The sequence below is a fragment of the Pantoea sp. X-Soil-ISGK-259 genome (assembly GCF_059730705.1).
In genome coordinates this window covers 176,953-202,948 of the sequence record NZ_AP035986.1, presented here as the reverse complement: position 1 = coordinate 202,948, position 25,996 = coordinate 176,953, and the positions used below count along the sequence as shown (strand labels likewise).

24 protein-coding genes are annotated in these 25,996 nt (G+C 55.9%); 7 read left to right on the top strand and 17 right to left on the bottom strand.

Translation table 11 applies throughout. From position 1 onward, the window contains the following. Positions 1-2: 2 nt before the first annotated feature. From tatA to udp, 7 genes are all read right to left on the bottom strand, one after another. Complete coding sequence (tatA, locus tag AC6I77_RS00910; RefSeq protein WP_008926455.1) at positions 3-257, bottom strand: twin-arginine translocase TatA/TatE family subunit; 255 nt, start codon at positions 255-257, stop codon at positions 3-5. A gap of 109 nt (positions 258-366) precedes the next feature. Beyond that, positions 367-2,004, bottom strand: coding sequence for a ubiquinone biosynthesis regulatory protein kinase UbiB (ubiB, locus tag AC6I77_RS00905; protein WP_008926454.1), 1,638 nt, complete (start codon positions 2,002-2,004; stop codon positions 367-369). Continuing rightward, positions 2,001-2,606 carry a ubiquinone biosynthesis protein UbiJ gene (ubiJ, locus tag AC6I77_RS00900; RefSeq protein WP_110411789.1) on the bottom strand — a complete coding sequence of 202 codons (606 nt, stop codon included), beginning with the start codon at positions 2,604-2,606 and terminating at the stop codon, positions 2,001-2,003. Before ubiJ ends, ubiB begins: the two co-directional genes overlap by 4 nt. 11 nt (positions 2,607-2,617) lie before the next feature. Further along, positions 2,618-3,376 (bottom strand): bifunctional demethylmenaquinone methyltransferase/2-methoxy-6-polyprenyl-1,4-benzoquinol methylase UbiE, encoded by a 759-nt coding sequence (gene ubiE / locus AC6I77_RS00895; protein ID WP_008926452.1) that lies wholly within the window; start codon positions 3,374-3,376, stop codon positions 2,618-2,620. A 75-nt stretch (positions 3,377-3,451) separates the two neighbouring features. Beyond that, positions 3,452-4,951, bottom strand: coding sequence for a DNA recombination protein RmuC (gene rmuC / locus AC6I77_RS00890; protein ID WP_105100016.1), 1,500 nt, complete (start codon positions 4,949-4,951; stop codon positions 3,452-3,454). Positions 4,952-5,036: 85 nt separating this feature from the next. Beyond that, a complete protein-coding gene (locus AC6I77_RS00885; RefSeq protein WP_008926450.1) occupies positions 5,037-6,305 on the bottom strand; it encodes a tetratricopeptide repeat protein in 1,269 nt (422 codons plus the stop codon). 89 nt (positions 6,306-6,394) lie between these two features. After that, positions 6,395-7,156 carry a uridine phosphorylase gene (gene udp / locus AC6I77_RS00880; protein WP_008926449.1) on the bottom strand — a complete coding sequence of 254 codons (762 nt, stop codon included), beginning with the start codon at positions 7,154-7,156 and terminating at the stop codon, positions 6,395-6,397. Between the two features lie 304 nt (positions 7,157-7,460). Here udp and AC6I77_RS00875 point away from each other — a divergent pair, with 304 nt between their 5' ends. Next, positions 7,461-8,294 carry a dienelactone hydrolase family protein gene (locus tag AC6I77_RS00875; RefSeq protein WP_008926448.1) on the top strand — a complete coding sequence of 278 codons (834 nt, stop codon included), beginning with the start codon at positions 7,461-7,463 and terminating at the stop codon, positions 8,292-8,294. A 50-nt stretch (positions 8,295-8,344) separates the two neighbouring features. Here the strand turns inward: AC6I77_RS00875 and metE are convergent, their stop codons facing one another. Then, entirely contained in the window at positions 8,345-10,615 is a 2,271-nt protein-coding gene (gene metE / locus AC6I77_RS00870) for a 5-methyltetrahydropteroyltriglutamate--homocysteine S-methyltransferase (RefSeq protein ID WP_182630201.1), read from the bottom strand. Positions 10,616-10,759: 144 nt separating this feature from the next. Here metE and metR point away from each other — a divergent pair, with 144 nt between their 5' ends. Then, positions 10,760-11,686 (top strand): HTH-type transcriptional regulator MetR, encoded by a 927-nt coding sequence (gene metR, locus AC6I77_RS00865; protein WP_003854400.1) that lies wholly within the window; start codon positions 10,760-10,762, stop codon positions 11,684-11,686. An 83-nt stretch (positions 11,687-11,769) separates the two neighbouring features. After that, on the top strand, positions 11,770-12,249 hold the full coding sequence (locus tag AC6I77_RS00860; RefSeq protein WP_003854397.1) for a YehS family protein: 480 nt from the start codon (positions 11,770-11,772) through the stop codon (positions 12,247-12,249). Positions 12,250-12,648: 399 nt separating this feature from the next. Here the strand turns inward: AC6I77_RS00860 and AC6I77_RS00855 are convergent, their stop codons facing one another. Further along, positions 12,649-13,509, bottom strand: coding sequence for a carboxylate/amino acid/amine transporter (locus tag AC6I77_RS00855; RefSeq protein ID WP_003854395.1), 861 nt, complete (start codon positions 13,507-13,509; stop codon positions 12,649-12,651). Between the two features lie 375 nt (positions 13,510-13,884). Here AC6I77_RS00855 and glpT point away from each other — a divergent pair, with 375 nt between their 5' ends. After that, positions 13,885-15,225: a glycerol-3-phosphate transporter gene (glpT, locus tag AC6I77_RS00850; RefSeq protein ID WP_003854394.1), complete on the top strand. Its 1,341-nt coding sequence runs from the start codon at positions 13,885-13,887 to the stop codon at positions 15,223-15,225. Positions 15,226-15,274: 49 nt separating this feature from the next. On the opposite strand, the gene yigL is transcribed toward glpT, so the two are convergent. Further along, on the bottom strand, positions 15,275-16,075 hold the full coding sequence (yigL, locus tag AC6I77_RS00845; RefSeq protein ID WP_497816683.1) for a sugar/pyridoxal phosphate phosphatase YigL: 801 nt from the start codon (positions 16,073-16,075) through the stop codon (positions 15,275-15,277). A 51-nt stretch (positions 16,076-16,126) separates the two neighbouring features. Then, the gene (gene pldB, locus AC6I77_RS00840) at positions 16,127-17,119 is read right to left on the bottom strand and encodes a lysophospholipase L2 (protein ID WP_497816682.1); all 993 of its coding nucleotides are present in this window, start codon (positions 17,117-17,119) and stop codon (positions 16,127-16,129) included. 112 nt (positions 17,120-17,231) lie between these two features. Between pldB and rhtB the strand changes: the two genes are divergently transcribed. Then, positions 17,232-17,855: a homoserine/homoserine lactone efflux protein gene (rhtB, locus tag AC6I77_RS00835; RefSeq protein WP_003854387.1), complete on the top strand. Its 624-nt coding sequence runs from the start codon at positions 17,232-17,234 to the stop codon at positions 17,853-17,855. A gap of 70 nt (positions 17,856-17,925) precedes the next feature. On the opposite strand, the gene AC6I77_RS00830 is transcribed toward rhtB, so the two are convergent. From AC6I77_RS00830 to pldA, 4 genes are all read right to left on the bottom strand, one after another. Further along, complete coding sequence (locus tag AC6I77_RS00830; protein ID WP_457172222.1) at positions 17,926-18,735, bottom strand: DUF1460 domain-containing protein; 810 nt, start codon at positions 18,733-18,735, stop codon at positions 17,926-17,928. Between the two features lie 221 nt (positions 18,736-18,956). Beyond that, positions 18,957-19,580, bottom strand: coding sequence for a threonine export protein RhtC (gene rhtC / locus AC6I77_RS00825; RefSeq protein WP_003854380.1), 624 nt, complete (start codon positions 19,578-19,580; stop codon positions 18,957-18,959). A 12-nt stretch (positions 19,581-19,592) separates the two neighbouring features. Then, complete coding sequence (gene recQ, locus AC6I77_RS00820) at positions 19,593-21,422, bottom strand: ATP-dependent DNA helicase RecQ (protein ID WP_003854379.1); 1,830 nt, start codon at positions 21,420-21,422, stop codon at positions 19,593-19,595. A gap of 24 nt (positions 21,423-21,446) precedes the next feature. Next, the gene (gene pldA / locus AC6I77_RS00815; protein WP_003854378.1) at positions 21,447-22,325 is read right to left on the bottom strand and encodes a phospholipase A; all 879 of its coding nucleotides are present in this window, start codon (positions 22,323-22,325) and stop codon (positions 21,447-21,449) included. A gap of 194 nt (positions 22,326-22,519) precedes the next feature. On the opposite strand from pldA, the gene AC6I77_RS00810 reads away from it, so the two are divergent. Further along, positions 22,520-22,990: a thioesterase family protein gene (locus AC6I77_RS00810; protein WP_003854376.1), complete on the top strand. Its 471-nt coding sequence runs from the start codon at positions 22,520-22,522 to the stop codon at positions 22,988-22,990. A 23-nt stretch (positions 22,991-23,013) separates the two neighbouring features. Further along, positions 23,014-23,919: an EamA family transporter RarD gene (gene rarD / locus AC6I77_RS00805; RefSeq protein ID WP_003854374.1), complete on the top strand. Its 906-nt coding sequence runs from the start codon at positions 23,014-23,016 to the stop codon at positions 23,917-23,919. Here the strand turns inward: rarD and AC6I77_RS00800 are convergent. Together AC6I77_RS00800 and corA are read right to left on the bottom strand one after the other, a co-directional pair. Continuing rightward, positions 23,884-24,942 (bottom strand): AbrB family transcriptional regulator, encoded by a 1,059-nt coding sequence (locus tag AC6I77_RS00800; RefSeq protein WP_497816681.1) that lies wholly within the window; start codon positions 24,940-24,942, stop codon positions 23,884-23,886. The genes rarD and AC6I77_RS00800 overlap by 36 nt on opposite strands. Before the next feature lie 97 nt (positions 24,943-25,039). Next, the gene (gene corA, locus AC6I77_RS00795; RefSeq protein WP_003854370.1) at positions 25,040-25,993 is read right to left on the bottom strand and encodes a magnesium/cobalt transporter CorA; all 954 of its coding nucleotides are present in this window, start codon (positions 25,991-25,993) and stop codon (positions 25,040-25,042) included. Between the last annotated feature and the right edge of the window lie 3 nt (positions 25,994-25,996).

The following is a 25,996-nucleotide window of genomic DNA, read 5'->3' as shown; positions in this document are numbered from 1 at the left end:
GTTTACACCTGCTTGTCGTTCTTGGTGTCTTCTTTGGTAGCCGAAGTGTGCTGTTTATCAGCCAGCGTTTTGGCCGCGAAGTCAGCATCCTGCTCTTTCGGTTGATCCTTTTTATCGTCCTCGTCACTCATGGCTTTTTTGAAGCCACGAATCGAAGAACCTAAATCCGAACCCAGATTACGTAATTTGTTGGTACCGAACAGAAGTACAACAATGACGGCAATGATTACCAATTGCCAGATACTGATACCGCCCATGAGATAGCCTCTAATATTCTGTGAAAACGATGAGGTAATGCACCACAGAGTGCCCTTTTCAACCGGGCCTGAGCCAGCGACATTACCTTTTTTTAGACGGACGTGACAATCAGTTTGTCTTACGCCAGCCGATTAACCAGGAGACGATTCCCGCCGCCATTAACACCGCCGGGAAGAAGTCCCAGTCCGGTCGGGTGAGTAGTACAGCCGTTCCGCTTAACAGCAACGTTGCCCCGACGCCAAACAGGTAGCGCGCCTGATGGTGACGAACGCGCTGTGCGTGCATATCACCCACCAATTTATCGACGCTATGCCGTAGCAGCTTGTGCTGGCGCAGGCTGTCGTAAAACAGCTCGGGCAGCTCGGGTAACTTTTCAGCCCAGAATGGCGCTTTCTCTTTCACCGCACGGATAATGGCCGGCAGACCGACCTGATCCTTAATCCACTCTTCCAGGAACGGCTTGGCTGTCTTCCACAGATCGAGCTGAGGATAGAGCTGACGGCCAATCCCTTCCACATAAAGCAGCGTTTTTTGCAGCAGGACCAGCTGCGGCTGCACTTCCATGTTAAAGCGGCGTGCGGTGTTAAACAGGTTCAGGAGCACATGTCCGAAGGAGATCTCAGCCAGCGGCTTTTCAAAAATCGGTTCGCAGACCGTACGAATCGCAAACTCGAAATCTTCGACATTGGTATCGGGCGGCACCCAGCCGGAGTCTACGTGCAGTTCCGCGACCTTACGGTAATCACGGTTAAAGAACGCGATAAAGTTTTCCGCCAGATAACGCTTATCTTCTTTGTTCAGTGAACCCACGATACCGCAGTCAATGCCGATATATTGTGGATCTTCCGGATGGTCATAGCTGACAAAGATGTTGCCCGGATGCATATCCGCATGGAAGAAGCTGTCGCGAAAGACCTGGGTGAAAAAGACCTGCACGCCACGTTCAGCCAGCAGCTTCATATTCACGCCATGGCGTTCCAGCGTAGCAACGTCAGAAATCGGAATGCCGTAGATACGCTCCATCACCATCATGGTTTCGCTGCAGTAATCTGAATAGACTTCCGGTACGTAGAGCATGCGGCTGTCTTCAAAATTCCGGCGCAGCTGAATGGCGTTGGCTGCTTCACGTAACAGGTTCAGCTCATCAAGCAGGGTTTTCTCATAATCGCGCACCACCTCGACCGGACGCAGACGGCGGCCATCCGGCAGCAGACGCGGAACCCAGCGGGCCAGGCGATAGATCAGCTTCATGTCCGCTTTGATCACCGGCAAAATATCGGGGCGGATCACTTTGATCACCACTTTCTTGCCGGTCGATTTCAGCGTGGCGGTGTGCACCTGTGCAATGGATGCTGACGCCAGTGGCTTGATATCAAAATCATCAAACCAGGTTTCAATCGGCGCGCCCATTGAGGCTTCAATCTGCGCTTTCGCTTTGACGCCATCGAAGGGCGCTACGCGGTCCTGCAGGATCGCGAGTTGATCGGCGATCAGCGGCGGGAAGAGATCCCGACGGGTCGAGAGCATCTGCCCGAACTTGATCCAGACCGGACCCAGTTGCTCCATCGCCATGCGCATACGTGCGCCGATGGGTTCATGCTGATGCAGATTCGGGATCCAGAAAACAGAGCGACGCCACAGGCGAAACAGGAATGTGAGGCGTGTCTGAGGTATCAGTTCATCAAGGCCATAGGTCAGAAACACCTTCATGATCAGATATAAGCGGCGGATCTCTCCAAAACTCATTTTGCCTCCAGCTGCGCCAGACGCGCATCAAGCGCCTCAAGCGAACGTTCCATCGCGTCGACCTCCTCAGAAAACCAGGCTAATTCCAGCGAACCAGGCGCAACACGCCACTCTTCGGTGATAGCCTGTCCGAGATAATCCTGGCGACGCTGCACTTCGCCTGTGAAAAAGCGGAATGCCTGTTGCGAGCGCTGACTGATGCCCTGTGCGGCGATATCGCCTACCCAGGGAGCCAGATATTCTGCCGGGTCCAGCTCAGCCAGATCCATCAGCGCGGAGAACTGCTGCACTACCTGCAGGTCGCCATCAACCTGCAGCTCACCGCTGCGAATCAGCGGCGTCAGCTGCTGGCGATCGCGCAGCTTCGTCAGCGTTTTCAGCGAGGTGATCACCGTGCAGTCACTGCTATCCTGCCAGTCCGCTAACACGTCCAGTTGCTGTTCACTGAAAACCAGCACCAGCGGATAAGAGAACTCAGTCAGGCGCAGCGTCAGCACTTTGCCATTCAGACGTTGCCGCGCCGGTTTCAGGCCGCGATCGCGATAGAGAATACGGTTCAGTGCCGTTTCCAGGCCTGCGGTAATCAAGGGCATCAGGTTCATTACCATCTCACTCAGAACTTAAATCCACGATGCAGCGCAACAATGCCGCCGGTCATATTGGAGTAAGTGGTATTTTCAAAACCGACATCGTTCATCATCGCTTTCAGGGTCTCCTGATCGGGATGCATGCGGATCGATTCGGCCAGATAGCGATAGCTCTCTGCATCCTGCGCCACCAGCTGTCCGATACGCGGCAGAATGTGGAATGAGTAAGCGTCATACGCCTTGCTCAGCGGATCCAGCACCGGCTTAGAGAACTCCAGAACCAGCAGACGTCCGCCCGGCTTAAGGACACGGAACATCGAGGCCAGCGCTTTCTCTTTTTCCGTGACGTTGCGCAGACCAAAGGAGATGGTGATGCAGTCGAAATAGTTATCGGGGAAAGGCAGAGCTTCTGCGTTGGCCTGTACGTAACTCACATTGCCAACCACACCCTGATTGCGCAGCTTTTCGCGGCCCATCTTCAGCATGGAGCTGTTGATATCGGCCAGGACAACCTGACCGGTTTCGCCCACCAGGCGAGAGAATTTTGCGGTCAAATCGCCCGTACCGCCGGCCAAATCTAACACGCGCTGACCGCGACGTACGCCGCTGCTGTCAATGGTAAAACGCTTCCAGATACGATGGACGCCAAACGACATCAAATCGTTCATCAGGTCATATTTTGCCGCTACGGAGTGAAACACGTCCGCGACTTTGTCAGCTTTTTCGCTTTTGGCGACCGTCTGAAAGCCAAAATGGGTGGTTTCCTGCTGTGATTCATCTGCCATCGGTTTTACCTGCTCCACAAACAATACTTCCCGAAGTGTATCAGAGTCACGGAAGTCAGGCACGCTGCGCCCATACTATTCGTGGAGGCGTCTCACACGCGGCTCACTCTCATCCGCATCCCTGTCGTCATCTGCATCCTCATCCGCCCGGTTTTCCGGCATGGCGCGTTCGGCCAGTTGCGGGTTGATGGGCCGTTTGATCTCCACGCCCAGCGCCCGAAATCCCTCTGTCTGCGCAATCAGGTTGCCGCGCCCCTCTGACAGCTTTTTCATCGCCTCGCGATAGCTGTTTTGCGCCTTATCAAGACTGTGACCAATGCCGGTCATGTCATCGACAAACAGCCGCATCTTGTCATAGAGCCGGGTTGCCCGATCGGCAATACGCTGTGCATTGCGGCTCTGATGCTCATAGCGCCAGAGATTATTAATGGTCCGCAACGCCACCAGCAGTGTGGTGGGGCTGACCAGCATGATGTTCTGCTGCAGTGCCTCGCCAATCAGCTCAGGCTGGCGATCAATGGCCAGCAAAAAGGCGGGCTCAACCGGGATAAACATCAACACATAATCCAGCGATCGTAAACCGGGCAACTGTTGATAATCTTTTCGGCCCAGCAGGCGGATGTGCGCCCGCATGGCAGCGACATGCTCCTGAATCGCCTGCTCACGTTCAATTTCATCTTCTGCATTGAAGTAGCGCTCATAAGCCACCAGCGTCATCTTGGCATCCACGACGACATCTTTGCCCTGCGGCAGACGCACTATTACATCCGGCTGCATCCTGCCCTGTTGTTCTGACTGAATGCTCACCTGGGTTTCATATTCATAACCTTCACGCAGTCCGGAGGCTTCCAGCACGCGGCCCAATACAACTTCACCCCAGTTACCCTGAATTTTGTTGTCGCCCTTCAGCGCTTTGGTCAGGTTTAATGCCTCCTGCGCCATCTGCGCATTCAGCTGCTGTAACTGCCGGATTTCATGGGTCAGGGTGTGGCGTTCACGCGCCTCTGCGCCAAAGCTCTCATGAACCTGACGACGAAAGCCATCAAGCTGCTCACGCAGCGGGCCAATCAGCCCATCCAGACTCTGGCGGTTTTGTTCATCGACGCGACGGCCGCTGTTTTCGAAAATACGGTTGGCGAGGTTTTCAAACTGGGCGCTGAGGCGTTGTTCGCTGTTGGTCAGCAGGCGCTGTTTCTCTTCAGCTGCGAAGCGGGTCTCTTCCAGGCGGATGGTCACTTCACGCAGTTCTGCTTCCTGCGCGCTGTTAACCTCCAGCTGATTACGCAGTTCACGATTGAGCTGTTCGCTTTCATTGCGCCAGTAATCAAGCTGTTGCAGTCGCTCATTGGCACCGCTTAGTGCGCCGTGAAGCTGACGCAGTTCCTGCTCACGCTGCTGCGTCTGCTGCTGAAGCTGTTCGATTTGCTGCTGCTGGCGCTGTTGCGCCTCTTCCTGCAGACGGCGCTCGGTCTGGAAACTGGCGACCTGATGACCGGCACGTAACTGTGCCAGCATCCAGCCAATCCCTAACCCGGCAAGCGCCAGACAGGCGCTGATGATGATGTGCTGATCCATGATTTCCCCGCGACTCAGGCTGCTGAGGGAAAAGGTAGAGTCGCACTGTATGAATGTCCAGACAATTTTAGCCAGACTCAGCGGCTTACAGAGCCGCCACCGTCAGCTTTCCAGCCTGCCACGCATCAATCAGGAAAAACGGCATCGGCAGCAGCCATTCACCGTTTTTGACCTGCGCCAGATAGTGCCAGGTTGTCTCGCCGGAGGTGATCGCGACGCGCTGCCGGTTACCGTCAGCGGCGCTGGTTTTACCGGTCATACTGGCAAATCCCGCATTACTACCAACGTGAAAATGCGGCGTATTCCAGCGCACAGGCGTATGGTCAGGCCACGGCTGGGCCTGATGGAAATGAAACAACTCATCATGGCTCAGGAGGCTTTCGCGCACAGTTGGCCACAGCGCTACCTTGAGGAAATACTGGTCGGTGAAGCGTTCACTACCCTGATACTGCGCGATGAAATCACGCATCGCCTGTTCCACACCCCGGAAGACGCCGTGACAGCCGCCCCACATCCCTGCCAGCAGCAGTTCGGTATGAGAGAAGTAGTCACGCATATGGTGGAACCAGTAAGGCGACGCCAGCCAGGCATTAACCGCCGCCGCTTCGCGCTCCGAGAGCAACGAGTCGGCATCGCGCACGATAAAGCGCTTCACCGCGGGATCGTCGAGCACCAGAAAACGCCACAGGGTTGGATACAAAGTTTTTTCATGAGACATATCGACCAGCTGGACGTGCGACTGGTCAAGGCGCTGCCAGACATGCTGCGGCACGCTGTCATCAAGATAGATGCGACAGACCCAGCCGGGATAAAACTCAGGCGCGACTTCAACGTTTTTGATTAAGGTTTCGCAGTAACGTGGCTGATCGCCATACAGGCAGAAAGCAATGACATTCTGCTGCGGCTGACGGAGATCAACAGGCTCAGGTTGCGGAGCGGGAAAGGCCATGCGCTGCCCCTGACTGAAACGTGCATCAGAACGCATCAGCGACGCCAGACCGTAACGTGCGACTTCGTCCTTTTTATCCAGCCAGCCACACACTTCGGTCAGGCCATCCAGCCAGGTTTCAGAAGCTGTAGCCTGCACAGCGGGCGGTGACTGATAAATCTTCTGATAGATTTTGTACGCTTTATTGTACTGACCCAGACGCAGCAGACAAAGGGCGTAGTCGCTCAGCACCTGCATCTGGTTGGGCATTGAGCGCAGCACCTCTTCGCAGCACTGGGCTGCCAGCGCATAGTCGCCCTGTTGCATGGCGGCACGGAAACGTTCGGCACTGCGTTCCAGGCGGGCATTGAGTGCGGCAGGATTCGCGCCGGGGAGAGGACGTCGGACAGGAATGGTGTTGCGCATAAACACTCTCAGGTTTCACTGACGTTACGCGCCATTAACGACCGGCAGCAGGTTTTGAGTCTGGACAAAAACCTGCTGCCTGACGCGGCCTACAGCAAGCGACGCGCCGCTTCGACCACAATCTTCACTGCGTCACTTTCTGTCTGTTTCATGGTGACCGCATCCGGGATCTCTTTCTGCGTGCGGTTCACAATCACGCCCGCCACCATGCCGGCTCGCAGACCCTGGCTGGCGCACATGGTTAACAGTGTAGCGGATTCCATCTCATAGTTAAGTACACCCATCTCCTGCCACTCTTTCATCGAACCTTTAAAGCGGCTGACGACGCGGCCTGAAACAGTGTCGTAACGCTCCTGGCCCGGATAGAAGGTGTCAGATGAGGCGGTGATACCGATATGGGTCTTCGCGCCACAGGCTTCTGCGGCAGCAACCAGTGCGGTGGTACAGGCAAAATCTGCCACTGCCGGGAACTCCATCGGCGCAAAATGCAGGCTGGCCCCGTCCAGACGAACCGATGCGGTGGTCACCAGTACATCGCCAACATTGATATGTGGCTGGATCGCGCCAGTGGTCCCGACACGCAGGAAGGTGCGCACGCCGAGCTGTGCCAGCTCTTCCACCGCAATCGACGTTGAAGGACCGCCAATACCGGTTGAGCAGACCACAACGGGTTTACCATCAATTTTTGCCAGCCATGAAGTAAATTCACGGTGTGAGGCGAGATGCGTGGCATCTTCCATCAGTCCGGCAATTTTCTTCACACGCTCCGGATCGCCCGGCACAATCGCCAGGGTGGCGCCCTGCAGATCGGCTTTAGTCAGGCCAAGATGGAAAACGTCAGACTGTGTCATTTTTCAGACTCCTGTTAAGGGAAGGTATCGCGCCACTCTACGCCAGCACGCCCGATAAATATGTGACAGCATTCACTTAAGAAAATGAAAGTTACATTTCCAGCCAGATGAAATGTGATTGATATCACACAATAACATCTTCCTGGTCCCGATAGCTCTTCGCGAGGCTGTGTCCGGGTCAGCGCAATGTTAAAGAGGAGGATGATTTTATTCGCTGCTGATTCTGTTACCCGACACCTGGCGCATATGCTTTGTCGCCAGGCTATAGTTACGTGATTGCGCAAATGCTTGCACGGAGAGAATAATGAAACCCAGTGATAATATGGCACAAAAACCGGCGACGGGCGGCTTTGCCCCTGCCGTGCAGCCCACCGCCTCTACGACCATCATTACCGAAAGCCCGGCCATTCATGCAGGTGAAACCTCGGTTCCCAGCCAGGGCGAAAACATGCCGGCATTTTTTGCAAAGCCTCACTCAGCGGAAGGCCCGTTGCCTGTTGTCCTGGTGGTGCAGGAAATCTTTGGTGTGCATGAACACATCCGGGATATCTGCCGTCGTCTTGCGCTGGAAGGCTATCTGGCGATCGCGCCCGAGCTCTATTTCCGCGAGGGCGATCCTTCTGAATACAATGATATCCCGACGCTATTCAGCGAGCTGGTCAGTAAAGTCCCTGACACTCAGGTGCTGGCTGACCTCGATCATGCCGCTAACTGGGCGGCGCGTAATGGCGGTGATATCCGTCGCATGGGCATCACCGGTTTTTGCTGGGGTGGCCGCATCAGCTGGCTCTACGCCGCGCATAACCCACAGCTGCGCGCCGCGGTTGCCTGGTACGGGCGACTGACCGGTGAGCGTACGCTGAAGCAGCAGAAGCATCCTATTGATATTGCGGTCGACTTGAGTGCCCCGGTGTTAGGTTTGTATGGTGGTCAGGATGACGGCATTCCACTGGAGAGCGTCGAGCAGATGCGTCAGGCGTTGCATGCCGCTAATGCAACCGCCGAGATCATCGTCTATCCCGAAGCGGGACATGCGTTTAATGCTGATTACCGTCCGAGCTACCATGCTGAATCAGCGAATGATGGCTGGCAACGCATGCTGGCCTGGTTCAGGCAGTATGGCGTGGCATCAAAATAAATGAAAAAGGGGCGCTTCTGCGCCCCTGATTTTACCCACCGGCCCCATTCCTACGCCGTCTCACCACGCAGTTTCTTCGCCGCCGTCACCATATTCGCCAGCGCCTGACGCGTCTCCGTCCAGCCACGCGTCTTAAGACCGCAGTCCGGGTTTACCCAAAGACGTGTTTCCGGAATCCGTTTCGCCGCCTTCAGCAACAGTGCTTCTATCCACTCCACGCTGGGAACATTGGGGGAGTGAATATCATAGACGCCGGGCCCGATTTCATTCGGATACTCGAAATCTTCAAACGACTCCAGCAGGTCCATGTCAGAACGCGAAGTTTCGATCGTGATGACATCCGCATCCAGGGCTGCGATGGCGTCCATAATGTCGTTAAACTCGCAGTAACACATATGCGTGTGAATCTGGGTTTCATCCCGCGCCACCGCCGCATTCAGCCGGAACGCTTCAACGGCCCAGTTCAGATAGGTCGCCCACTCAGACTGATGCAGGGGCAGACCTTCACGCAGCGCAGGCTCATCAATCTGAATAATCCCGATGCCCGCCTTCTCCAGATCTTCCACTTCATCACGCAGCGCCAGCGCGATCTGCTTAGCGATGATTTCACGTGACACATCTTCACGCGGGAATGACCAGCAGAGAATCGTCACCGGACCGGTCAGCATCCCTTTTACCGGCTTGTCCGTCAGCGACTGGGCATAGCGGGCCCACTCCACAGTGATCGCCTCCGGGCGACTGATATCGCCAATAATGACAGGCGGTTTCACACAGCGAGAACCGTAGCTCTGCACCCAGCCGTTCTGGGTAAAGACAAAGCCGTCCAGATGCTCGCCGAAGTACTCAACCATATCGTTACGTTCTGCTTCGCCATGCACCAGCACATCAAGCCCCAGCCGCTCCTGCTCGGTAATCGCCTGTTTAATGTGCTCCGCGATGCCGGTGCGGTAATGACTGCTGTCAAGACGGCCCTGTTTAAAGTCGAGACGCAGGCCGCGAATTTCAGTGGTCTGTGGAAAAGAGCCAATGGTGGTGGTAGGCCAGGCGGGCAGATTGAAACGCTGACGCTGCAGGACGGCGCGAACCGGGTAAGCACTCTGCCGCTCACTGTGCTGTGGCGTGATGGCCTCCAGACGCTGCCCCACCGCCGCATTATGCACCCGTCGGGAGTGAGCACGGGCCTGCACCGGCGCGCTCCAGGCGTCCAGCGACGCCGCATCATTGTTGTTCAGAGCCTGACTCAGCAGCGAGAGCTCAGCACATTTCTGCAGCGCAAAGGCGAACCAGCTTTTGACTTCGTCATCCAGGCGGGTCTCGACACTCAGGTCGATCGGGCTGTGCAGCAGTGAGCAGGAAGATCCAATCCACAGCTGCTCACGCTCTCTGGTCAGCGGTTGCAGGCGACTGAACCAGCGGCTCAGATCGGCGCGCCAGACATTACGTCCGTTGATCACGCCCAGCGACAGCAGCCAGCTGGCGGGGAGTTGCTGATTCAGCTGCTTAATATCATCATTGCCATGGACCAGATCGACATGCAGGCCCTGCACCGGCAGCGCACGAATCACATCAATGTTCTGGCCGATGCTGTCAAAATAGGTGGTCAGCAGCAGCTTGCTGTGGCCCTGCAGAGCGTCATACGCCAGCTGAAAGGCGTCGCGCCAGGTCTGCGGCAGCTCCAGCGCCAGGGCGGGTTCATCAATCTGTACCCATTCGATGCCGCGCTTTGCCAGTTCCGCCAGCACCTGCTGATAGACCGGCAAAATCGCCGCCAGCAGCGACAGACGTTCAAAGGGTTCACCTTTGACTTTACCCAGCCACAGATACGTCACCGGCCCGAGCAGCACCGGCTTAATGTTATGGCCCAGCGCCAGCGCCTCATCAACCTCGTCCAGCAGCTGAGTCCAGCTCAGTTTAAATGTCTGGCCCTGAGTAAATTCCGGCACGATGTAGTGATAGTTGGTGTTAAACCATTTGGTCATTTCTGCCGCCGCCGCGGGTTCGCCAGTCGGCGCACGCCCGCGCCCCACGCGAAACAGCGTATCCAGATCAACGGTGCCCTCTGTGTTCTGATGACGTGCAGGCACATTGCCCAGCAGCAGGCTGGTGGTCAGCACATGATCATACCAGGCGAAATCGCCGACCGGCAGCAGATCGACGCCCGCCTCTTTCTGCTGTTGCCAGTGTCGCGCCCGCAGCTCGCGGCCCGTCGCCAGTAGTGCCTGCTGCGTGCTGTCGCCTGCCCAGTAACTCTCCAGTGCTTTTTTCAGTTCACGGCGCAGGCCAATACGGGGAAAGCCGAGGGTATGGTTGAGGATAGTCATGTGCTGTTCTCCAGATAATCTTTCACTTTGGCTAAAATGGGCAGCCAAAGATGTTTAGCCGTCCAGATGTTTACACTGCTATAATCTGCGGGTACTGTATGTCGCTCAAGCGCAATATGTTCATTTTCGATGTGAAGGACTCTCATGATCGAACTCAAGCACCTGCGGACGCTTCAGGCTCTGCGCAATACGGGATCGCTGGCGGCGGCGGCGGCCCAGCTTCATCAGACGCAATCGGCGTTATCTCATCAGTTCAGCGATCTGGAGCAGCGGCTGGGATTCCGCCTGTTCGTGCGTAAAAGTCAGCCGCTACGCTTTACGCCGCAGGGGGATATTCTGCTGCAGCTGGCTGAGCAGGTGCTGCCGCAGATTCAGCAGGCGTTGCAGGCCTGTCATGAGCCGCATCAGACCACGCTGCGGGTGGCGATTGAGTGTCACAGCTGCATTCAGTGGCTGACTCCCGCGCTGGACAAGTTCCGCCAGAGCTGGCCGCAGGTGGTGATGGATTTCAAATCAGGCGTGACCTTTGATCCGCAGCCCGCTCTGCAACAGGGTGAGCTGGATGTGGTGCTGACCTCCGACATTCTGGCGCGCTCGGGCCTGTTCTACTCGCCGATGTTTGATTATGAAGTGCGGCTGGTACTGGCGACGGACCACCCGCTGGCGCAGGTTGAGCAGATTTCGCCAGAAGATTTGGCCGATGAAGTGTTAATGATCTATCCGGTTCAGCGTCAGCGTCTGGATATCTGGCGTCACTTCCTGCAGCCAGCGGGCGTGAGTCCGGCTCTGAAAAGTGTGGATAACACCCTGCTGATGATTCAGATGGTGTCGGCGCGCATGGGGATTGCCGCACTGCCGCACTGGGTGGTGGAGAGTTTTGAGAAGCAGGGTCTGGTCGTTACCCGCACGCTGGGCGATGGCCTCTGGAGCCGTCTTTATGCCGCCGTGCGCGAAGGCGAGCAGCGTCAGCCTGTGCTGGAAGCCTTTATCCGCTTTGCCCGTCAGCACGCCTGCGAGCATCTGCCATTTGTGCGCGACGCCGCGCTGCCCGGTGCAGTATTACAGCGGTAATCCGGCGGGCACAAACCTGCGCGAACGCGGGCGAAATCCCCTATAATGCGCAGCCTGTCGACTGAACATGAGAAGATCTCACCATGACTAACAATGATATTCTGCGCAGCGTGCGCTACATGCTCAATCTGAGCGATGCCAAAATGGTGGAGATTTTTGCGCTGGCGCAATGTGACGTGCCGGTAGCGGATATTCAGGCGTGGCTGAAAAAAGATGACGATGCCGCGTTTCGTCCCTGCCCGGATGTGCTGATGGGTTATTTTCTGAATGGCCTGATCTTTTACCGTCGTGGCAAAAGTGAAGATGCGCCCGCGCCGTCCATAGAACGCAAGATGACTAACAATATCTTCATGAGAAAGCTGCGCATCGCTTTTGATCTGAAAACCACCGACATTCCTGATGTCCTGAAGCGTGTGAATTTTACTGTTTCACAGGCTGAGATTGGCGCGATTTTCCGCAAACCGGATCATAAGAACTATCGCGAGTGTGGCGACCAGATTCTGCGCAACTTCCTGAAAGGGCTGGCGATGATTCAGCGCCCTAAGAGTGAGAAGCCTGCCTGATATGGCGCCATCCAGTCGGAAATGGCGGGTTGCTGCGTAAAGACGGCGTAAATCCATCCCTGGAGCCTCGACCGCCGGTTTACTCGCCTCATCCGTGAGGCTCGCCCGCAAGCGGGCCGACGCTGTGCGTTGTTCAAAAACGCTCCCGACGTTTTTGTCCTTGCGGCGGACGCTTTACTTCTCAACCCGCCATCCCCTCCTTCATATTCGCTCTGAGTCCTTTGTTCAACTGCGATGATGCTGTTAAGTCTCCAGGGCTGGCGCGTCTGAAGAGCGAAGCGTCCGGGCCAGGGATGGCCCGGCCGATCCACAGCGAGGTGAGATTCCTTCGCGATCGGACGCGCCAGCCCGGGAGGCCGCAGTCCGGCTACAGCAACGGTTTGTCCCAGCACCTAATGATTACCGGTCACTACGCCCCACCACCCACCGCTTATGCACCCACAGTGAGGCGAGGATCACCAGCGCGCCCGCAATAAAGCTCGGCCAGTGCGGCTTTTCCTGCCAGATAGCCAGATTCACCAGCAGCCCGGCGGGAACGTGCATGTTATTCATAATGCCCAGCGTACCGGCATCGACCTGCGTCGCACCGTAATTCCACATAAAATAGCCGAGACCGGAAGCTGCCACCCCCAGCCAGACCAGAATGCCCCACTGCAATGAAGTCGTCGGCAACTTCTGCGGGTTACCCCAGGCACACCAGGCGATCACCGCAATCAACACTGCCCCCAGATAGAACCAGGAGAAAGCGGTATGCTGCGGCATGGGTCGGGTCTCCTGCAGACGCTTATAACCTACCATTCCCGCCGCAAAGCAGATGTTTGCCAGCTGCACTAACAGCAGGCCAAACCAGAAATGATCGCTGACTTTGTCATAGCGAATAATGGCCGCGCCTGCCACCGCCAGCAACGCACTGAAGATATAGCCGATGCGCAGTGGACGACGGCTGATCAGATCATAAATCAGCGTCACGTAGAGCGGGGTCATCACCGTAAACAGCAGGAACTCCGACACGCTCAGGTAGAGATAGGCTTCGAAGCTCAGCAGATACATCACGCCCAGCTGCAACATCCCCACCAGCATATAAAGCAGCAATGTCGAAGGGCGATGGCCGCGCCAGCGCAGGAAAGGGAGAAACACCAGCGCAGCAAGCGCCAGACGCATGAGCACAGAGAACCAGCTGTCTACCTGACCGGCAAGATACTCGCCAATCAGGCTGAACGAAAAGGCCCACAGAATGGTGGTAATAATCAATAAAAACACGGTGACGATCCCGAAATAAACAGGCCGTCAGTGTAAACAATGTGCAGCCCTCAGGCTGTTAAATCTGGTTGACATCTGATTACTAACCAGGCGATTAAAACGCCCGAAAAATGACTTGTTTACACTTACTGACATAAGCGGTGCCGGAATGGGTTTTATGCCAGATAAAATGCGCGAAATGATCCATCGGATGATCATATTCGCTATCAACTGTAATAAAACTGTAACAAATGTGTCACTCATCACAGTAACGTTGCGCAACTAACACTATTCTTTGCGCGAAATGGAACATCCTGCGTCCATTTTTTTCTGCTCTTTTCCTGCCCCAACCTGCTGGGAATAAAAAACCATAATGTGCCCTGGAGGGCCTCACTGATGCTGAGCATTTTTAAACCTGCACCACGTCAGCCGCAGGTGGCGGAGGATCATGTCGATCCGCTCTACCGTCGCCTGCGCTGGCAAATTTTCATCGGGATCTTCTTTGGTTACGCGGCCTACTATCTGGTCAGGAAAAACTTCGCACTCGCCATGCCCTATCTGGTGGAGCAGGGTTTTTCACGTGGCGATCTCGGTTTTGCCTTATCCGGCATCTCCATTGCCTACGGCTTTTCAAAATTCATCATGGGCTCGGTCTCTGACCGATCAAATCCGCGCGTCTTCTTACCGGCTGGTCTGATTCTGGCCGCGGCGGTGATGCTGATTATGGGATTCGTTCCCTGGGCGACCTCCAGCATCATGGTGATGTTCGTGCTGCTGTTTGTCTGCGGCTGGTTCCAGGGCATGGGCTGGCCACCCTGTGGACGTACCATGGTTCACTGGTGGTCGCAGAAGGAGCGCGGCAGGATTGTCTCGGTCTGGAACTGTGCGCATAACGTAGGCGGCGGTATTCCGCCTCTGCTGTTCCTGCTCGGTATGGCGTGGTTCAACGACTGGAAAGCAGCACTCTACATGCCGGCGTTTGGCGCGATTGCTATTGCGATTCTGGCCTTTGCGCTGATGCGCGACACCCCACAATCCTGTGGTCTGCCGCCGATTGAAGAGTACAAAAACGACTATCCGCCTGATTACGATGCCAGCCACGAAGAGGAGCTGACGGCAAAACAGATCTTCATGAAGTATGTGCTGCCAAACAAGTTGCTGTGGTACATCGCACTGGCCAACGTCTTTGTTTATCTGCTGCGCTACGGCATTCTCGACTGGTCGCCGACCTATCTGCGCGAAGTAAAACACTTCACGCTGGATAAATCGTCGTGGGCCTACTTCCTGTATGAATATGCGGGGATTCCGGGCACGCTGCTGTGTGGCTGGATGTCGGACAAAGTGTTCCGCGGCAATCGCGGTGCAACCGGGGTGTTCTTTATGACGCTGGTGACCATTGCAACTGTGATCTACTGGCTCAACCCGGCGGGTAATCCTGGCGTCGACATGGCCTGCATGATCGTGATTGGCTTCCTGATCTACGGTCCGGTGATGCTGATTGGTCTGCACGCGCTGGAACTGGCACCGAAAAAAGCGGCGGGCACGGCAGCGGGCTTCACCGGCCTGTTCGGCTATCTGGGCGGATCGGTGGCGGCCAGCGCCATTGTCGGTTACACCGTCGATTATTTCGGCTGGGACGGCGGCTTCATGGTCATGATTGCGGGCTGTGTGCTGGCGGTTATTCTGCTGTTACTGACCATGGTCAGCGAACACAAACACAAAAAGACCCTCGCCTGACGGCCATAAAAACAGGGCCGGTTATCCGGCCCTGTTTTACGCTGACGGCTTAAGCCAGATAGAGCGTGCGAAGCATCTGCGGCACCGCATCATCGGCATTCGACCCAATCACATCCAGCGCTGGCAGCGTATCTTTCAACCGCTGATGGGCGTTCTGCATGATAAAGCCTTTACCCGCCATGCTCAGCATCTCCACATCATTCATGCCGTCGCCAAAAGCGATACAGCTTTTCAGCGTGTGGCCCAGCGTCTTCGCGACCGCCTCCAGCGCATGCCCTTTCGACACGCCACCCGCCATCACTTCCAGACAGGTTGGCAGCGAGAAACTGACATTAACCTGGTCGCCCCAGCGCGCTTCAATCGCCTGCTCCATCGGAATCAGATGCTCAGGATTTTCGCAGGTGAAGAAAACCTTGCTGATGTTATCAGTAGGCAACAGACCCGGCTCATAGACCTGATAGTTGAAGACCGACTCGCGGAAATAGTCCTGCTCCGCCGGGCTTGAACGGCTGACAAACCACTCATCGTCGCGGTAAACGTGCGTCAGAATATCGCTGTGATGATACTGCAGACCAAACAGATCGCTGGCGATGTCCTCATCCAGATTATGACTGAACACCAGTTCGCCCTGTGCGTTGTGCACGCGCGCGCCGTTTGAGGTGATCATATAGGCAGGAATGGCCAGGCTGTCGCGCATCTGTCCGACATCAATATGATGACGGCCAGTGGCGAACACAAAGTGAATATCTTTCGCGACCAGCTGCTGCAGTGTTTCACGCGCAAAAGGGGTCAGACGATGTTCGGGAGAAAGCAGCGTGCCATCCAGATCGGATGCAACGATGTGATACATGAAAACCTCGGGTATCTGGTTCTGCCGGTTTAACCGGTCGGATAAAAAACGTCAGTGGTGCGATGAAAAAAAGTCGACCACTGCATTGAGTGCTTCGGCGCGCATCTCATCCTTTTCAAACAGGATCTCATGACGCGCACCCTCGATCACCCGTGGCTTATTGCCCTCACACGGATGACCCGCCGCGGCCATTGCGGCACAAAACAGATCCTGTGAACGATTGTCGACCACCCGATCGTCGCTGGCCTGTAACAGCAGTAGCGGCGTGGTGATCTTATCGACCTGACTGATAATATTGCGACCGGCATGGATGCCTTCACGCACCCAGTGGTAGGTTGGCCCGCCGACGCGAATCGCCGGATCGTCCGCATAAAATCGCAGGTTTCGCCGGTAACGCTCGGTGCTGTGTGTCAGCCGGTTAATGCCAAACGGGTGCGCGCGCCAGCGTCCGGTGCCGAGCGCATAGCCATCGCGCATAGCCGGACGTTTCTCCGCCCAGTCAAGAAGCCGATGGGCCAGAAATGAGGGCAGCGGCAAGGCAATGCCAAACATCGGCGCCACTAACGCTGCCGCATGAACCGCCTGCGGCTGACGCGCCAGGAACAGCGTTAAGATTGCGCCACCCATCGAGTGAGCCAGCGCATAGCGCTGCTGATAGTGACCGCTGACAATCTCTTTAAGATAGAGCGTTTCAAGATCGTCGACATAATGGGTAAATTCCGCTACGTGACCACGGTGTGTATCTTCCAGCAGGCGATCGGAACGCCCCTGACCGCGATGGTCCAGAATCACCACATCAAATCCGCAGTGAAACAGATCGTACGCCAGCTCAGGATATTTTATGTAACTCTCGATGCGTCCTGGCACAATCAGGATCACACGCTTATGTTGCGGCGATGTGAAGCGGACATAGCGCAGTGTCAGATTTCCTACGCCGGTAAATTCCCGTTCTTCACGACTGTGCCAGAAATCGAGCAGCGGCCCGGTGGCGAAGGCAGCAAAGGCTTTTTCACGTCGCAGCCAACTGGCTTTGTGTTGATTCATTCGCCCTCCTGATGACCGGATACTGAGTCATGAATGCCATGCGCAGGCCGTAGCGTCGCGCTTATTTCTGGCGTATTGTGTCACAATTCCGCTACTAAAGAGAGCCTGACCCATGACCATCGAATGGTGGCTGACCTATCTGCTTACAACCACAATCCTGAGCCTGTCGCCCGGTTCCGGCGCAATCAACACCATGAGTACCGGTATCAGCCACGGCTATCGCGGCACGGTAGCGTCCATCTCCGGTTTGCAGGTCGGCCTGGCACTGCACATCGTGCTGGTCGGTATCGGTCTGGGCGCGTTGTTTTCTCAGTCGCTGCTGGCATTTGAAATTCTGAAATGGGCCGGTGCAGCCTATCTGGTCTGGCTGGGTATTCAGCAATGGCGCTCCGCAGGTGGCATCGATCTGGATGCGGTCGCCAAAGCGATGCCGCGTCGTCGCCTGTTCAAACGCGCCGTGCTGGTTAACCTGACCAACCCGAAAAGTATCGTCTTTCTGGCCGCCCTGTTCCCGCAGTTTATCCAGCCGCATCAGCCGTTGTTTATGCAGTATCTGGTGCTGGGCGTGACCACCGTGGTGGTCGATATCATCGTGATGATTGGCTACGCCACGCTGGCAACGCGGATTGCTGGCTGGATTAAAGGGCCAAAACAGATGAAGTTGATGAACCGCATTTTCGGTGGTCTGTTTATGGCGGTGGGCGCGCTGCTGGCCAGCGCCAGAAAGATCGCGTAAGGCCTTACGCGCCGACACGCTGAGGTCGGCGCGATCCTTCCCTGCATCACATCCCCTCTCCCTGGCGACACTACGGCGCGGTCAATGGCACCGCACGCAACACAATAATGCCCGGTTTTGATCGCATATACTCCCTGAATGGCGTATCGACCACTTTGCGATGAGCGGCCAGCGAAGAGGCGTTCCTGAACCACAACCGTCCATCATGCCAGACGGCAATCCCGACGTGCGACACATCCAGCCCCTGAGCATTGGTATAAACGCCAATGTAATCGCCGGTCTGAATCTGCTTCAGTACCTGCGATGTGATCGCGCGAGCTGGGATGTAAGTTATGCGTCGGGGAACCACACTCAGACCGGGCAGCCTTTCTTTTCCGCTGACCTCACGATTCAGTTGCTTCACCACCGTCACCGCATCCGGGCTGAGTGTGCGGGTTATGTCAGTGGCATTACGCGGGCTTTCAGCAAACCAGTCGGAAAAAAAGTGACGCCGTTTCAGGTAGCTGACCTCTCCACCCGCGTAACGGGTGCGAACCAGGTTAGCCTCAAAGCTGGCGCGATCCTGACTGCGGCTTAGCGCCTGAACGTAATCAAGCAGCGTGAAACAATCCACTCCGTTGAAATTGATCACCAGCGCTTCTGGTGTTTCGGGTGAGCCGATCAGCGTATCCGCCTGATAAGGCGTACCGAGAAACGCAGCGGAGATCTGGTTAATTCTTTCGCCCTGCTGCTGCTCAGACACCGGAGGCAACTGCGCCAGGATGGCCGATATCCTGTCTCCCTTCACCTGGTCAGGAACGCGATAATGGGCAGCCTCAGGCGCGGCGCAGGCGCTGATGCAGAACGCGATTAACAACACTAACAGGGGTTTTGTGTTCATTATCATCTCCATGAAAACAGAGTCCGTCGATACGACCATACCGGAGGTGAAGGTTTCATTAATCAAAGAAGGGTGACGATTTATACGCGGTTGTAACAGTGGGGCGTTAACAGGTGCAGTTTGTGACAGTCGTCACGCACGTGAAGTTCAGAGAGATACCACAGGCAATGAAGTTTTGCCGGATGCGCAATGCGCTCTCCGGCATAAAGGGATTGCAGCGCTTAACGTGAAATAATCAGGTGGATACCAAAACCGGCAAACAGGACGCCTGCCATGCCATCGACCCACTTTGCCAGGCGCTGATATTTAGCGCGGATCCACGGTAGCGCAAAGATAGCCGCGACCAGGGCAAACCAGGCAAAGGTTTCCCCAATAATCAACAGGAACAGGCCCCAGCGCTCTGCCGAACCCACATCATCACCGACGAACAGCGAGAAGACGCTACCGAAGTAAATAATTGCTTTAGGATTCGACAGGTTCGTCAGCAGGCCTTTGAGAAAGCTCATTCCGCGTTTCGGCAGCTCAACTACGGGCTCATCCTGCTGCGGCTGTTTGTGTCGCTGACGTGCCGAACACATCAGCTGCCAGCCCATCCACAACAGATAGAGTCCACCACCGACCATGATGACCTGATGCAGCCACGCCATTTTTTCCAGGATCAGGTGCAGTCCCATCAGCGCCACGCCCGCCCAGACAACGATACCCAGTGTAATACCCAGTACCCCCATCATCGCCTCTTTACGCGAGCGGCTGGCGGCGGTTTGCGATACGAAAAAGAAATCAGGGCCGGGGCTCATCAATGCCACCAGATGAACCAGCGCAACCGTTGCGAATAACATCAGCATAATCAGTGTCCTTTATTCTTCATCATCAAGATGCTCTTTGATCATCACCAGGAAAGGTTTGCCAAAGCGCTCCAGTTTGCGGTGGCCCACGCCGTTGACGCTGAGCATCTCCGACGCGCTGACCGGCATCTGTTCTGCCATCTCTATCAGTGTGGCGTCATTGAACACCACATAGGGGGGAATATTCTCTTCGTCGGCGATCGCTTTTCGCAGCTTACGCAGCTTGGCGAACAGCTTGCGGTCGTAATTGCCACCGAGAAACTTCGCCGGACTGCTGCTTTTTGTTTTCGCAGTAATCAATCGCGGCACTGCCAGCATCAGTGGCACTTCACCGCGCAGCACCGGGCGCGCTGCTTCGGTCAACTGCAACGCCGAATGCATAGCGATATTCTGCGTCACCAGCCCCAGATGGATTAACTGACGTAACACACTGACCCAGTGTTCGTGACTCTGGTCTTTGCCCAGCCCATAAACCGGCAGTTTGTCATGACCCTGTTCACGAATACGCTGATTATTAGACCCGCGCAGCACCTCAACGATATAGCCCATGCCAAAACGCTGACCAACACGGTAGATACCGGAAAGCGCTTTTTGCGCTTCAACCAGACCGTCATAGCGTTTAGGCGGATCGAGACAGATATCGCAGTTGCCGCATGGCTGCTGGCGACCCTCGCCAAAATAGTTCAGCAGCACCAGACGCCGGCAGGTCTGCGCTTCCGCAAACGCGCCCATCGCATTGAGCTTGTGGCGTTCAATATCCTGCAGCGGCCCTGGCACTTTCTCTTCGAGGCATTTACGCAACCAGGCCATATCGGCCGGATCGTAGAGCATCATCGCTTCGGCGGGCAGACCATCACGTCCGGCCCGGCCGGTTTCCTGATAATAGGACTCAATATTACGCGGAATATCGAAGTGAACGACAAAACGGACGTTGGGTTTGTTGATACCCATGCCAAAGGCCACCGTCGCCACCACGATTTGCAGATCGTCACGTTGAAACGCTTCCTGCACCCGGCCACGCTGTTCGCTATCGATTCCGGCATGATAGGCGCCCACGCTGAATCCACGGCTTTGCAGACGCGCGGCGGTGTCTTCCACCTTCGCCCGGCTGTTGCAGTAGATAATGCCGCACTTACCGCGCTGATCCTGAACGTAGCGCAGCAGCTGATCGGTGGGTTTAAATTTCTCCACCAGCGTGTAACGGATATTAGGACGGTCAAAGCTGCTGATCTGGATCAGCGGATCCTGCATGTGCAGCAGGTTAACGATGTCATTGCGGGTGGTTTCATCCGCCGTCGCGGTCAGTGCCATCACCGGTAATTCCGGGAAGCGCTGACGCATCTTTCCGAGTGCGCCATATTCCGGACGGAAATCGTGGCCCCACTGGGAAATGCAGTGCGCTTCGTCCACGGCCAGCATCGCGGGCTGCCAGTGCGCCAGACTTTCCAGGAAGTTATCCATCATCAGGCGTTCGGGAGCGATATAAAGTAGCTTAACCCGACCGGTACGGCAGTCTGCCATCACCGTCTGCTGCTGATCGCGCGTCATGGTGGAGTTGAGATACGCCGCCGCCACGCCATTCGCCAGCAGCTGATCGACCTGATCTTTCATCAGAGAGATCAGCGGTGACACCACCAGCGTCAGTCCCTCGCGCACCAGCGCCGGAATCTGATAACAAAGCGATTTCCCTCCGCCAGTGGGCATCACCACCAGGCAATCGCGCCCGCTTAGCGCCTGATGAATGATCGTCTGCTGACCGGGACGAAAATGCTGATAGCCGAAGGTATCCTGCAATACCTGCTGCGCCAGCGCTTCCTGATTGAGAACTGCCGAGGTTGCCACGCGATTCCTGTCTTACGTTTGAGATTAGAACAAGTCGTTAAGCGTTACACCCACACCCAGACGCGTCTGGCGATGGTTGTAATCGATCAGTGATTCACCGTAACCGCTAAATACCTGAGTATAGAAGCGTACATGCTCACTGATAGGGTAGCTCCAGCCCATTGTCGCGCCGCCATAACCGCTGTTCCAGTTATAGTTGCCCTCAACGCTGAAAATACTGTCGCCTAGCCGGTAGCCCACTTTGGCACGGTAATAACCCATGTATTTGGTGATATCAGGATTATCATCGCTGCTCTCCCCTTCCGGGATGCGATACCAGGGTTTGATTTCCGCCAGGAAGTTACCGTTCTCCGCCATCAGACGCGCATAAACACGGTTCCAGCTGCGTGAAGTCGGATCGCTTCGTCCATTGGACTGATGATTCAGACCCACTTCAACATCCCGTAAGGTCCAGCCCGCCAGTGAATAGTCGGTTGCCCAGCCGAGGAAGATCTGAGGTTCATAGTTGGTTTCGCGGAATGGCGAAGACTCCGCGCTATTCGACAGCTGCCACCAGGAACGCTGTGTATAAGAGGCCGCCAGGACGGAGTTGTCGCCCAGAATACCGCGCCATAACGGAAATGCCAGACTGAGCTGGAATTTCACTTCATCTTTACGGGCATTTTCTCCCCAGTTATAAGATGAGATCGCCTCTTTATTCAGATCGCTGGTATAGGTGTAGAGCAGATAGTTGTTCTCGTAAGGATAGAGAACAAACGGGTTGTCGTGCTTCTCCAGCAGGTTAGCAATAATGCTGCCCTGGACCTGTGGCGCGTCATGAACCTCTTTAATCTGGGCTTCATCCGCCTGCGCCAGCGCAGGAAATATCAACATTGCCGCCAGCAAGGCGCGATGCTTACGCATAGAATTCTCCGGTGAGCAACTGCGTATCAGAATAACTGAAAGGGTGTCGTAAAAAGCAGGCCATTCTACACACAAATGGCAGCGAGCATGAGTGCTGATTTCTTAAACTGGAAACACCCTCGCAGGCGTCATAGAATACACAACTCATTAACGTTCCGCGCCCCTCTGGCCCGATTTTTTCAGGACACATCATCATGTCATCACCCGTGCTGACACAGCAGGACGCTCGTAAGCTGGTCGGCGAAATTTTCGTTTATCACATGCCGTTTAATCAGGCGCTGGGCCTGGAGCTGCTGCGCCTTGACGCAGACTACGCAGAGATCAGTTTCAATAACAAAACCATGCTGGTAGGTAATCAGGCACAGCAGATCCTGCACGGCGGTGTTATCGCCTCGGTACTGGATGTGGCTGCGGGCATGGTGTGCGTCAGTAATGCGCTAACCCGTCAGGAGAGCATCACTGAGGAGGAGCTGCGCCAGCGTCTGTCGCGCATGGGCACCATTGATATGCGTGTCGACTATTTACGTCCCGGACGCGGTGAACGCTTCATCGCCACCAGCAGCCTGCTGCGTGCCGGTAACAAAGTCGGCGTGGCTCGGGTGGAGCTGCACAATCAACATGGCGACTACATCGCTACGGCGACTGCCACCTATCTTATCGGCTAACCACGACATTGAATGGATCGCATATGGATACGCAACAAACCCGGCAGGGCGTTGGCTTTGCACTGGGCGCTTACTTTATCTGGGGCATTGCGCCCGCCTATTTCAAGCTAGTGAAACAGGTTCCCGCGACAGAAATCATGACGCATCGCGTGATCTGGTCTGCGCTCTTTATGCTGTTGCTGATTACCCTGAGCCGCAGCTGGCCCGGTGTACGCAGCGTATTGCGCCAGCCCCGAAAAGTGCTGATGCTGGCGCTGACAGCAGTGACGATCGGCGGCAACTGGCTGCTGTTCATCTGGGCGGTCAACAATCAGCATATGCTGGAAGCCAGCCTCGGTTACTTTATTAACCCGCTGATTAACGTGGTGTTCGGCATGCTGTTTCTGCGCGAACGCTTTCGTCGCCTGCAGTGGCTGGCCGTACTGCTGGCAGCCGTCGGCGTGCTGGTGCAGCTGTGGCAGTTTGGATCGTTACCGATTATCGCGCTGGGCCTGGCGCTGAGCTTTGCCCTGTACGGTCTTTTGCGCAAAAAGATTCAGGTCGATGCGCAGAGCGGTATGCTGATTGAAACCCTGTGGCTGTTCCCGCTGGCGGCGATTTACCTGTTTGGCTTTGCCGACAGCGCCACCAGCCATTTATCGGCTAACCCGCTGAGCCTCAACCTGAAGCTGATTGCGGCCGGCATTGTTACCACCATTCCACTGATGCTGTTTGCGGCGGCCTGCAGCCGACTGCGACTCTCCACCGTGGGCTTCTTCCAGTACCTCGGCCCGACGCTGATGTTTGTCCTGGCGGTGGTGTTTTACGGTGAAACCATCACGCCAGACAAGCTGGTGACCTTTGCCTTCATCTGGCTGGCGCTGCTGGTGTTTGTCTGCGATGCGGTGGCGTTTTCATTCCGCTCCCGTTCCCGTGCGCGCGTAGCGTGAGATAAAGCGCGCTAAAGCCGGGCCGGTCAGCAGGATGGTAAAGAGACGCAACGTCTGCATCGCCATCACAAACGCCATATTGACCTGCGTGCCTGCAGCAATAATCGCCACCGTGTCCAGTCCGCCTGGACTGGTGGCGAGATAAGCCGTCATCAGATCGATATCCAGCATTCGGGTCAGTATCCACGCCAGCCCGCCACACAACAACATCAACCCGAAGATCGAGGCCAGCATTTGCGGCAGCGTGCGCAGTGCCAGCAGAAAAATCGGGCGGGTGAAACGCAGTCCCACGCTCCAGCCAATCAGCGCATAGGCCACGGCCAGCAACCATTCCGGCACCTGTAATATCGCGATATGACTGCTGTTCAGTGCCGCACCCGCCAGTGCGGGCAGCAGCAACGCGCCAGAAGGAATGCGCAGTCGTGTGCCCAGCCATGCGCCCAGCAGCATGACGACCAGGGTAATGGCAAAACCGCGATTCAGCGCCGGAAACCAGAGCAGCGACACGCTGTGTGCTTCATCGCCCAGCCCGATGCGCGCCACCAGCGCGGCCGCCGAGGCGACAAACAGCACCCGCAGATACTGCATAAACGCCACCAGCCGGACGTCAGCGCCAAAGTCACCCGCCATCGCCACCATGGCCGATGCTCCCCCCGGCGACGATCCCCATGCGCCGGTCGGGCCAGGCAGATGACTGAAGCGCACCAGCAGAAAACCGGACAAGCCACTGGCCGCCAGCGTCAGCAACAGCACCGCCAGTACGATCGGCCAGTCCTGAATCAGCGGTGTCAGAATCGAAGGTGACAGGCTTTGCGCAATCATGCAGCCCAGAACGGCCTGAGCAACCAGGAAGAACCGTTTATCAATGCGCAGCGTGGCACCTGATAGCCCCATCACCACGCCCACGATCATCGGTCCCAGTAACAGCGCGGCAGGCACATGAAAATAGTGCAGCACCGCACCCAGCAACACTGAGACCAGCAACAGCAGCGTCCACTGCGCGCGCAACGAAAAAGCGTCCATAAGAAGTTAATTATTTGTAAAAACAGGAGGGTCAGAGTACGCAGAAACGGGGATGAGAGCCAGCAAAACGGGCCATCTGAGATGGCCCGTGGCTGTTTTAAAGCCAGTTTTTACGCTTGAAGTAGAGATAAGGTGCCAGTCCGGCAAGAATCATCAGGCCGATAGCCGCAGGATAACCAAAGCTCCACTTCAACTCCGGCATAAACTCGAAGTTCATCCCGTAGCTGGAAGCCACCAGCGTTGGCGGCAGAAATACCACGGAGACCACGGAGAAGATCTTGATGATGCGGTTCTGCTCGATATTGATAAAGCCCATTGCCGCCTGCATCAGGAAGTTCACCTTCTGGAACAGCGATTCGTTATGCGGCAGGAGCGATTCGATATCGCGCAGAATTTCACGTGCCTGCTCCAGCTGATTGCCCGGCAGGCGCGCTTTACGCACCAGGAAGTTCAGCGCGCGCTGGGTATCCATCAGACAGAGGCGCACTTTCCAGCCGATATCTTCCAGTTCCGCTAACCGCGACAGCGCCTGATCGTACTCTTCGCCCTGCTGACCTTCCATGATCACCCGGCTGAGTTTCTCCAGCGCGCTGTAGATGTTCTCGATTTCATCGGCAAGCTGTTCGATTTTGGTTTCAAACAGGTCGAGCAGCAGCTCAAAGGCATTGCCGTCGATCAGCGTCTGGTTACGGGCGCGCATACGATAGAGGCGAAAAGCGGGCAGTTCGCGTTCGCGCAGTGTATAGAGGCGGCCTTCACGGATGGTGAACGCCACAGTAGAGTTACCGGCGTGATCGTCAGCATCTTCATAGAAGAAGAAGGAGTGAATATGCAGACCATCTTCATCTTCGAAGAAACGTGCTGAGGCCTCAATGTCTTCCAGCTCAGGCCGTGTTGCCAGGCTCTGACCCAGTTCTGACTGCACCCGATCACGTTCGCCCTCTTCCGGTTCAATAAGATCGACCCAGACGGAGGTGGTCAGTTTGTCGTTTTCGTCTTCCAGCTCCAGTCGCGTCAGGCGGCTGTGATCCAGTTTAAATGCGCTCAGCATAGC